This is a genomic window from Amphibacillus indicireducens, assembly GCF_039539605.1.
GTDB lineage: Bacteria > Bacillota > Bacilli > Bacillales > Amphibacillaceae > Amphibacillus > Amphibacillus indicireducens.
On sequence record NZ_BAABDL010000133.1, the window covers coordinates 1 to 9,221 of the forward strand.

The window sequence follows — 9,221 nt, forward strand, 5'->3', positions numbered from 1 at the left end:
CTTAAGCTACAGCTACTACTGTCTTCACTGTTCGGGACTTTCACCCTATAGTCTGAACCCATGCTGGGCACACAATACTAAAAACCCGAACATTTTCCGTTCGGGTTTTTAATATTAACTTCTTTATTAAATTTAACCTTTTGTTGCTCCTGACGCCAGACCACCGATTAAATACTTCTGTAAGAATAAATAAACAGTAGCAATTGGCACAGCAATTAAAATTGCACCTGCAGCAAATCGAGTGAAATTATTAGCGAATTGGTCATTAACAAAGTTAAATAAACCGAGTGCTAACGTAAAGTTTTCAGGACTTCTGAGTACAATACGTGGTGTGATAAAGTCCATAAATGGACCCATAAAATTGAATAATGCAACAACAGCTAAAATTGGTTTGGCAAGTGGTAATAGAATTTGGAAAAATATTCTAAAGTGACCTGCACCATCCATTTTCGCTGATTCATCTAATTCCTGTGGTAATGTATCGAAATAGCCTTTCACTAAGAAAGAGTTCATCGGGATACCCCCACCGATATAAATAATAATTAAACCGAGCAAGCTATCTAATAACCCAATTGTATTCAGTAAAATATACAGTGCAACCATCGCCATTAAAACTGGGAACATTTGTAACAACAAAAATGCATAAAGCCCGTATGTTCTGCCTTTAAAACGATAACGCGAGAATGCATATGCAGTAAAACATGTAATCAATGTTCCGATTAAAGATGCTGATGCAGCAACTGTTAATGTATTTCGATACCAGAGTAAATAATTACTTCTCGGGTTTGTGAATAACCATTCATAATGGACAAACGACCAGTTTTCAGGAATGATTGATGCTCCGAATAAACTAGAGCTTGGATTTAAAGACATACCAAAAGTCCAAGCTAATGGATAAATAATGATTACAGCCATTACCGCAATAACCAAATACATCAGTGTTAATTCAATTGTATTTTTCGTTTTTCTACTCATTGTTCTTTTCGTTTCTTTAGACATTAGTATTGGCCCTCCTCTGTAAAGGATTTAGAGCGACGGAATTGGAAAAACGCAAATGTCGCCACCATAATTCCTAAAATAATCGATATAGCGGCAGCCATACTATATTGAAAATTTGTAAATGTTAAATTGAAGATCCATGATATTAGAATATCGGTCCCACCTGCTGATTGACCTCGAACTGGTGGCCCACCATTATTAAATAGATAAATAATATTAAAGTTGTTAAAATTACCTGTAAACTGTGTAATTAACAATGGACCCGTCGCAAACATTAAATGTGGAAAAGTTATATGGCGAAACTTTTGCCAACGAGATGCCCCATCCATATCGGCAGCTTCATACCAATCGCTCGATACCCCTTGTAGAACACCCGTAAATAATGCATAAATAAATGGAAAGCCTAGCCACGTTTGAATCATAATTAAAGCGACTTTCGTCCAAGTTGCATTCGTTAACCATGGAATCGTGACACCGAATAACGGTTGAATGATATCAGCATTAATTGCCCCAAAGTTATCATTAAATAATGCAGAGAAAATAATGATAGTAACGAAGGCTGGCACTGCCCAAGGTAATATCAATAGCGTTCGAATTAACTTTTTAAACTTCAATCGTTTATCATTCGTCATAACTGCTAAGAACATCGCAACAACTATCGAAAGTGTTGTGGCTGCAAATGTCCAAATTAGTGTCCACGACAGAACATTTACAAATGTTGATCGCCATTCACCAATTGTGAATAAATTGATGAAATTGGAAAACCCAACCCATTCGAGTAAGTGTCTCGGTGGTGCATTATACAAATTATAGTTCGTAAACGCGAGAAAACCCATAAACAGCAGTGGGAATAAAACAACAAATATAAGTAATAGTAAACCAGGACTTACTAAAAGATACGGGAATCCTGCATCCCATGCATTTTTGAAACCTTCAATTACACCTGTAACTTTCCAACCTCTTTTAATCTTTAATGCATCACGGCGTGCATCTTGTAAATTTAACACGTAGAAAACGATGAAAAATGTTAAAAAGATTAAACTAATAATACCTTGACTTAAAAACACACGTGAATCATGTTCTCTCTCTATTTCACCTAGTGTAATCAAGCCTTGAAGACTTGTTGTCATAAAATCATGCATAACAATCACAAAAGCGGCAAATAAAACGAAGATTACTGCACCTTTGATATAACGTTTGTTATAAACCTGTCCAAGTCCGGGGATAAGTGAGAGTATCAAAGCTAGTGTAGGATTATGATTTGATTCTGAATTAGCCGAACTCTCATGATTGTTTTCTATCTTACGACTTTCTTTTGTAGCCATTTGCCTTTCCCTCCTAATAAAAAGTTGGGATTGAGAGGTTAAACGCTCTCAATCCCGCCTCTTTTTAAAACTTATTGTCCCATTATAGCAATTTCACTTTTAATAATTTCAACTGCCTCATCTAGAACTTCTTGTGGATCGTCACCTTGAGAAATGAACGTTAACGCGTCACCAATTGGTTCCCAAACTTGTGACATTTCAGGAATGTTTGGCATTGGCTCTGCATATTGCGTCTGCTCAAAGATTGCATCCATCAATGGATCTTCAATATTAACAGCTGTATGTGCAGGTAACTCACCAGCAGTTTCAAAGTAGATTGTTGAGCTTGCTTCGTTTGTAATGAACAACGCTAATTCAGTTGCCCAGTACTGGTTGTCACTATAGAAGTTAACTAACCAACCTTTATTACCAGAGAATGAGCTTAATCTTTCGCCATTCTCTTCTGGAAGTGGAGCGATTTTCACTTTATCACCAAGTGCATTTACATAATCAGGAATTGCCCATGGACCATTAACAACCATTGCAGCTTTACCTTCCATGAATAAACCGTTTAGAATATCTCCATCAATACCATGTGGTATTAATCCTTCTTCAAACCATGCTTGAATTGTTTTTGCACCTTCTACTGAACCAGCGTTATTCAATCCGATATCTGAAGCGTCATAGACACCGTTAGCATCTTGTGCGAATGTATAACCACCTGGTCCTGTTAGGAACGGATATACGAAATAGAAGTTAAGTGCTTCCATTAAGAAACCATATTGACCGTCTCCTGTTAAGTCACGTGCAATTTCCATTAACTTGTCCATTGTTTGTGGAGCTTCTGGAACTAAATCAGTGTTGTAGAACAATGCATATGTCTCAACAACAGCTGGAATTCCGTATTGGATTCCGTCATAGCTAAATGCAGTTACTGCATCTTGGTTATACTCAGCTAAGCGAGCTGCTTGATCATCAGTTAACTCCAATTCAGCTGCTAAACCTTGTAAGTGTACATCTCCCAAACGGTCATGTGGTTGGAAGAATAAATCTGGACCTTGACCAGATGGTCCATCTAAGCTCATTCCATCTAGTTGTTCTAACATACTATATGGTGTAATGTTTACATCAATACCATACTCTGCTTCGAAATTTGCAACGATTTGCTCATATGCATCAAGTTGTGCTTCTTCATCGTTAACCCACATTGTTAATGATTCAGGTTTTTCAGGAACATCTGCATCTTCAGTATCCTCTGCATCATCTGTTGCATCATCTTCTACTTCTTCAGTGTCTGGATCAGCTGGAGCTTCAGTTTCTTCTGTTGAATCCCCTCCACACGCAACTAAAAACATAGACATAACCAACAACAATACTGCTGTTAACCAAAATGATTTACTTTTACCCATTTGTCTTCCCCCTCTAATTTAATAGAATAATAATATTAATTCAACCACTTAGCTATTACTCTTCGTTCTAGATTTAAATCGATCAAATCTGTTTTCCTCAAGTCACTTCTCACCTTTATTAAAAAAGTTCCTCTAGGATAACTGTAGTTAACCAACTTAGACCTGCACGTTAAGTAACTGCGGTTGATTGGATTAACTGATTAAGCGATGTCTAAAATCTCGATTTAGGAAACCGCTTGCACCAATTAACAACTTCATTATACTACTGTTCATATAAAAAATACAACCCTTTTTTGAAAAAAGTTTTATTTTCTTTGAAAACGCTTAATTAATTGATAAATTAATCATTTAATTGATTGGCAATTTCTTTTAGCGATTCAACCTCATCAACTAACTCTCCTTGTCTGACTGTTTGGGCTTCGACAATTTGAGCAACAGAATGACTCTTTTCTTGCAATACGTTTGCGCCATCAGCAAGTTCTGTAACAGACTCAACAACATTTTCAATCGCTTGATTAATTTCTAAAATCGATTCATCAATTTCATTGTGGGCTTGAGTGACCTGCGTATTATCTGTCGAAATTTGCTTAAATAATGTTGCAGATTCAACAGTGCTTTCTAATGTAGCTAAGCTCTCTGCCTCAAATAAATCAAAATCCGTCACGACATCGCTAACTTCTGAATTTAACTTTTCAAGTACTTGTTTGATTTGGTCAGAAAATTCATTTGTTCCTTGTGATAATTTTCTAATTTCAGTCGCTACAACTGCAAAACTTCGCCCTTCTTTACCTGCTTTAGCTGCTTCAATTGAAGCATTGATCGCTAATAAGTTCGTTTGATCTGCAATTTCATCAATCCCTTGAACAAATGAAGTAATGTGTTCGAGTTGTTCTTTCATCTGATCAACACGAGCCGATGTCGACGATGTTTTACTATTTAAATTATTTGCTGTTTTTTCTAATTGATCCATTAAATTTAAACCATGATTTGAAACATTTTCTAATTCCCGCAATTGTAAACTAACTTTGCTAATTGATGACTGAATTTCTTCTGCACTTGAAGACAATTCTTCTGTTGTCGCTGATATTGTCCCAGTGAAATCTGTTTGGCGTTCCATCTCTGCTGAAAATTCAGCCATCATCATTTCGATCTCACTCATCCCTTTTAATTGATCGGATGATTTTTCTGATGTCGTTGTTACTACATTTAACACGTCTTGACTAATCTGCTGATTTCGATTAATAATCGAGCTTAATCGTTTACCCATTTCTGCTAAGCGACGATCAATTTCAGCAAATTCATCTTTTCTTTTTGTTGACTGTTGATAATTTAAATCACCATTATGATACGCTTTAATTCGTTTCATCACTAAGTTCACACCACTATTTAAATTGCGAGCGAATAAAATTAATATTAGTAGTGGTACAACGATCAGAACCGCAATTGCAATTGTAATGATCGTATCAGAACGTGTTAACGTCTGTTGTAATTGATCAGAGACTTGATCTCTTCGTTCTGCCAGTTGATTTTGAATTCGTTCGTTGACTAGATTAATCACATCTTCATTCCTAGTGATCACGAGCACAACTCGGCTAGCGATTCGATCAGCTTCATCACCTAAATAGATTGATGTAAAGTTTTCTTCATATATCTCTTGATATGAGATAATCGCTTCCGATAAATTGTTAAAATAATGATCTAATGATTCATCACCATCTATCTGTGCTTGTAATTCAGTAAAAATTGATTCCGCTGCTATTAAATGATTAGCTGCATCTTCCGTTAAGGACTGATTGTACCCAGATGTGGCTAGTTGATAATAAATAATACTTGTTTGGTTCAAATGATTGACTAGTTCTGAAAAATCTTGTTGCATAGAGGCCGTCACTTCTAAGTTTTCACTTTGAGTACTTACATTCGAGCTATTATAATAAATAAGTCCGGCTGTTACGATACATGTAATCACAATAATTGCGATTAAGCCATACAAGCGTCGAATTAATATTCGTTGTGAGCCCGCTTTCATTTTCTTTTTGTCAATTTTTTTCTTAGCCAACTTCCCACGACCTTTCTAAAGCTAATGTTATCTTTATCAGTGCAAAAACGACAAACTTTAGCGCAATTGATTTCGCTTACCGACAGTTTAACACGGATAGTTCTTTTTATCCACACTATTCGCTAAATTATTTCTTAAACAAGAAGACGCCTCAAAAAAAGCGCGTGTTCCTTCTATAATAAAAGGCACACGCGCTTTGGTTTACTATTCTGTTAATGCTCTTGTCGAGTTGCGATATTTAATTTCAAATGGAACGATGACACGTTTTACTGGCTCATCTTTTGCTTTTAAACGTTCAATCAATGACTTTGCACTCTGAATACCTAGACTATAAATATTAATATCAACTGTCGTTAGTGATGGCCGAGTAATTTCAGATAAATATAAATTGTTGAAACTCGTAATCGAAACATCTTCTGGACACTCGATTCCAAGTTCTTCAAGCATATTAATTACACCAAGACTCATCATATCATCAGCAACAAGGATTGCAGTTGGTGGCTCACTAAATGAAAATAACTTTTCAACTGCTTTTCGACCACTTGAACGTAAAAACTCATCGTGAATAATAAATTTCTCATTAATCGGAATATTTGCAGCTGACAAAGCCTGCTTGTAGCCATCTAATCGATCCGTTGTCACGACAAGGTCTGTCGTTCCACCTAAGTATGCGATCCGTCGATGTCCTAATTCAATCAGATGTTCAGTCATTTTCTTACTAGCCTGGATGTTGTCATTATCAACATAAGTAATCTGACTTTCCTTTTTATATGGCTTACCAACTAATACAAACGGGAATTTTTCTTTAACTAAAAAATTCATGATTGGATCATTTCTTCGTGAGTATAACAAAATGATTCCATCAACACGATTGCCATATACCATACGCTTTACTTCTTCAAATGATTGAGTATCATCACCACCTGTTGAAACGTACAATGAATAGCCTGTTTCAAGTGCCATACTTCCAATCCCACGTAACACTTCCGGGAAGAATGGGTTTTGTAGTGACGTTTCAGCGGATGAAGGCATAATCACACCGATTGCCTGTGTTGAACGAATGGCCAAGTTTCTTGCATTCACATTAGGATGATAACCTAACTCTTCCATCGCTTTTCTGACTCGTTTTTTAGTTGCATCACTAATTCTCGGGTTATCTGAAATAACTCGAGATACCGTCGATGGTGCAACATTTGCTTTTTTTGCAACATCTTTAATTGTAACAGCCATAACACTTTCATCCTCTTTCACTTATAATCTATTTCGTTCTTTGATAAGACCGCTAATAAAAACAATATCATCACTTAACCATTTAAACAAGGATCTTGTGCAATATTTTTGCGCTATCATGCAAACGATTGATACTTTCTCAACTAATAACTAACATAAGTATACACGATCAGTGGCTTTTTAAAAACTTAATTCGCTATTTTTCATCGATTAAATTGACGATTTTTGTTTAATCATTTATAGTTGAGTCGAGTATTCACGAAATCGAGTTTTCAAGGGTCAACTCGACCTTTTTGTGCAACCGATTTACCAAATAACATAATGGAGGGGTAAAAATGATTAAAGAAGCGATCTACCATAAACCAATTAATCAGTATTTGTACAATTACGACAATGAAACCGTTCACATTTTATTACAAGCTAAAGCAGATGACCTGAAGTCTGTTTCGTTAGTCCATGGTGATCCATACGACTTCACCGGTAAAGACTGGAACTATCAGCTAAAACCAATGCAAAAGTCTGGTTCCACTGACATGTTGGATTATTGGAAGGTTGAGATCAAACCTGAACATCGCCGCTTACGCTATGCTTTTCGCTGTGAGTCGATTAATGGTGAAGTGAGTTATTTCACTGAGCGTGGTCACTATGATGAACCACCTAAATTGATTGGCTATTATTTCTGTTTACCATATTTACATGCTGTTGATACATTTGATGCGCCTGAATGGGTTAAAGATACGGTTTGGTATCAAATATTCCCTGAACGATTTGCCAATGGCGATCCATCATTAAACCCTGAAGGAACTTTAGCTTGGGGTAAACATGAACCAACACCGACTAACTACTTTGGTGGTGATTTTCAAGGGATCATTGATCACTTAGACTATTTAGTTGATCTCGGGATTAACGGGATCTATTTTACACCAATATTTACAGCAGGCTCGAATCATAAATACGATACGATTGATTACTTTGAAATCGATCCACAATTTGGTGATAAGGATAAATTAAAAGAACTTGTTGCTGCTTGTCATGAGCGTGGGATTCGTGTCATGCTTGATGCAGTCTTTAATCATAGTGGATTTTATTTTGAACCGTTTCAAGATGTACTTGCCAACGGTGAAAAATCAAAATATAAAGATTGGTTCCACATTCACGATTTCCCTGTAAAACCTGGCGAGCGCCCAAATTATGATGCATTTGGTTTTGTTGCAAATATGCCAAAACTGAATACTGCACATCCAGAAGTAAAAGATTATTTATTAAAAGTTGCTCGCTATTGGGTTGAAGAATTTGATATCGATGGTTGGCGACTTGATGTTGCCAATGAAGTCGACCATGCTTTTTGGAGAGCTTTTCGCGAAGAAGTCCGCAAAATCAAACCTGATGTCTACATTTTAGGTGAGATCTGGCATGATTCGATGAGGTGGTTACAAGGTGATCAATTTGATGCGGTGATGAATTATCCATTTACTGATAGTGTGATTGACTACCTCGGTAACCAAAAAATTAACGTGAAAGAATTCAAAAATCGTCTAACTGAAATTTTGCATATGTACCCTGAAAATGTCCAAATGTATCTATTTAATTTATTAGATAGTCATGATACAGCTCGAATTCTGACTTTAGCTAACCAAAGTAAAGATCGTGTTCGATTAATGTATTTATTCTTGTTGACGTTTATTGGTTCACCATGTATTTATTATGGTGATGAAATTGGTATGGACGGTGGAGAGGATCCTGGCTGTCGTGCATGTATGGAGTGGGATCAGGCAAAACAAGATTTAGAATTACATCAATTTGTGCAAAACCTAATCCAATTACGCAAAGATGTTCCTGCGTTTGGTGGAAATGGCCGTTTCCAAATCCTCCATGCTGATGAAAAATCGAATGGTTTTGTTTATCGAAAACAACACTTAGATAAAGAATTGATTTTTGTGATCAATAACAATGAGACTGAACAAATTATATCTGTCCCGGAATTAGCGAATGTTCAGGTAAAACAATTATTTGCAGATCAATCAACAGCGTTAAATGAGCAAGGTCAAGTAACTTTATCCCGCTACGGATTTCAGTGTTTCCAAATTATTTAGTTGATTTTCCAAATTCTTATTGACGGCAGATTCGTTTGACTATATAATTAGAGCGCAAATAACCTGAGTTTTGCAGTTAAAACAAAGAAAAAACAGCCATGACCCCATATACATGAAGGGTTATGGCTGT

6 protein-coding genes are annotated in these 9,221 nt (G+C 36.2%); 1 reads left to right on the plus strand and 5 read right to left on the minus strand.

Annotation, left to right across the window (positions count from 1 at the left end; translation table 11 throughout):
- Window positions 1-132: 132 nt before the first annotated feature.
- The 5 genes from ABD814_RS11970 to ABD814_RS11990 form a co-directional block, all read right to left on the minus strand.
- Entirely contained in the window at window positions 133-975 is an 843-nt protein-coding gene (locus ABD814_RS11970) for a sugar ABC transporter permease (protein ID WP_344913506.1), read from the minus strand.
- Window positions 976-998: 23 nt separating this feature from the next.
- The gene (locus ABD814_RS11975; protein WP_344913491.1) at window positions 999-2,324 is read right to left on the minus strand and encodes a sugar ABC transporter permease; all 1,326 of its coding nucleotides are present in this window, start codon (window positions 2,322-2,324) and stop codon (window positions 999-1,001) included.
- 71 nt (window positions 2,325-2,395) lie between these two features.
- Entirely contained in the window at window positions 2,396-3,712 is a 1,317-nt protein-coding gene (locus ABD814_RS11980) for a sugar ABC transporter substrate-binding protein (protein WP_344913494.1), read from the minus strand.
- A 340-nt stretch (window positions 3,713-4,052) separates the two neighbouring features.
- On the minus strand, window positions 4,053-5,768 hold the full coding sequence (locus ABD814_RS11985) for a methyl-accepting chemotaxis protein (RefSeq protein ID WP_344913497.1): 1,716 nt from the start codon (window positions 5,766-5,768) through the stop codon (window positions 4,053-4,055).
- Window positions 5,769-5,972: 204 nt separating this feature from the next.
- Complete coding sequence (locus ABD814_RS11990) at window positions 5,973-6,998, minus strand: LacI family DNA-binding transcriptional regulator (protein WP_344913500.1); 1,026 nt, start codon at window positions 6,996-6,998, stop codon at window positions 5,973-5,975.
- 335 nt (window positions 6,999-7,333) lie between these two features.
- Here ABD814_RS11990 and ABD814_RS11995 point away from each other — a divergent pair, with 335 nt between their 5' ends.
- Window positions 7,334-9,091, plus strand: a complete 1,758-nt coding sequence (locus tag ABD814_RS11995) for a glycoside hydrolase family 13 protein (RefSeq protein ID WP_344913503.1) — start codon at window positions 7,334-7,336, stop codon at window positions 9,089-9,091.
- The last annotated feature ends 130 nt before the right edge of the window (window positions 9,092-9,221 follow it).

What these genes read in the sequence shown, in the direction of transcription:
- ABD814_RS11970 (WP_344913506.1), bottom strand. Translation starts at nt 975, where the DNA reads ATGAGTAGAAAAACGAAAAATACAATTGAATTAACACTGATGTATTTG.
- ABD814_RS11995 (WP_344913503.1), top strand. Translation starts at nt 7,334, where the DNA reads ATGATTAAAGAAGCGATCTACCATAAACCAATTAATCAGTATTTGTAC.
- ABD814_RS11980 (WP_344913494.1), bottom strand. Translation starts at nt 3,712, where the DNA reads ATGGGTAAAAGTAAATCATTTTGGTTAACAGCAGTATTGTTGTTGGTT.
- ABD814_RS11975 (WP_344913491.1), bottom strand. Translation starts at nt 2,324, where the DNA reads ATGGCTACAAAAGAAAGTCGTAAGATAGAAAACAATCATGAGAGTTCG.
- ABD814_RS11990 (WP_344913500.1), bottom strand. Translation starts at nt 6,998, where the DNA reads ATGGCTGTTACAATTAAAGATGTTGCAAAAAAAGCAAATGTTGCACCA.